Genomic DNA, 1,066 nt, shown 5'->3' on the forward strand with positions numbered 1-1,066 from the left:
ACGTGTGTGTTGTGTGGGGGGGGGGGGGGGTGGGGAGGAGGGGGGGGGGGGGGGCGCGCTCCCCCCCCGTCCCCCCCCCCCCCCCCCGGCTGGTCGCCGGATCCGGTCCGCCAACCGCCACCGGCCAGTGCCCACTGCTCGGGTTGGTGTCCGGCACCCGGGTCGCCGGGATCGGGGGCCGCGCCGCGTTGCGGCTGGCTGCTGCCGTATGGCGCGGGTCCGCCGACACCCGCCTCCTCCGGCTCCTGGCCAGGATGCTGCGTGCCCTCGGACGTCATGTGCGCCTCCTCCATGACATGTCAGCCGCGCCGGTGCCGCCGACCTGGCTGGTCGGTCGACCAGGGACACCGGCGGACCGGCCGGGCGGGCTCACCCGACCTGCGGTGGCTCTGCTGCCACCGTGGCCAGGCGGGCCCGGCTGGCTGTCTGCACTACCAGCCTGGGTGTGCCGGCTGGCCGTCCGGCGGCTGCCGACCGGTTCTGGTCTCCAGCGCGCCGGATCGACCCGACGGCGACCGAGCCCACCGTACCGGGCGATCCCGCAACGGAGGAATCCTGGTGCCGTCGAAGTGGCGGAGGTGTCGCGGGACGGCGGACCGTGACGGCGGTCCGTTCAGCTGTGGTAGCGCTGTGCGATGGCGCGGATCTCGTCGCGTACGGCGGCCGAGTCAGTGGAGCGCAGCGCCCGCTCCAGGGCGCGGGTTCGGCGGCTGGCTTCCCGGTGGCGGCGGATGCGATCGATCATGGACATGGTGCTCTCCTGTGGATCTCTTGTCGACCGCTTCGGCGGTCAACTCAAGTGAAGCGCACCTGAGCCCAGCTTGCCAATGATTCTTAGGTGAGTGTCGCCACTAGCCTAAGAATCCACGACCTGCACGGGTTTGATCCGAGGATACTTAATGGTGCTACGGAAACGGGGGGGGGAGGGGGGGGGGGGGGGGGGGGGGGGGGGGGGGGGGGGGGGGGGGGGGGGGGGGGGGGGGGGTGAGGGGGGGGGGGGGGGGGGGGGGGGGGGGGGGGGAGGGGGGGGGGGGGGGGGGGGGGGGGGGGGGGGGGGGACAACGCC

At 75.0% G+C, this 1,066-nt stretch carries 2 protein-coding genes and 1 pseudogene; 1 reads left to right on the plus strand and 2 read right to left on the minus strand.

Annotated features, from left to right (window positions below; translation table 11 throughout):
• Window positions 1–278 (minus strand): annotated as a pseudogene (locus ACXAHD_RS32195) (LppU/SCO3897 family protein); the annotation flags it as partial.
• A gap of 335 nt (window positions 279–613) precedes the next feature.
• The gene (locus ACXAHD_RS32200) at window positions 614–751 is read right to left on the minus strand and encodes a hypothetical protein (protein WP_199758042.1); all 138 of its coding nucleotides are present in this window, start codon (window positions 749–751) and stop codon (window positions 614–616) included.
• Between the two features lie 87 nt (window positions 752–838).
• On the opposite strand from ACXAHD_RS32200, the gene ACXAHD_RS32205 reads away from it, so the two are divergent.
• Window positions 839–988 carry a hypothetical protein gene (locus ACXAHD_RS32205; RefSeq protein ID WP_475055183.1) on the plus strand — a complete coding sequence of 50 codons (150 nt, stop codon included), beginning with the start codon at window positions 839–841 and terminating at the stop codon, window positions 986–988.
• The last annotated feature ends 78 nt before the right edge of the window (window positions 989–1,066 follow it).

It is taken from the genome of Micromonospora sp. ABR4_055 (genome assembly GCF_056160425.1).

What these genes read in the sequence shown, in the direction of transcription:
- ACXAHD_RS32200 (WP_199758042.1), bottom strand. Translation starts at nt 751, where the DNA reads ATGTCCATGATCGATCGCATCCGCCGCCACCGGGAAGCCAGCCGCCGA.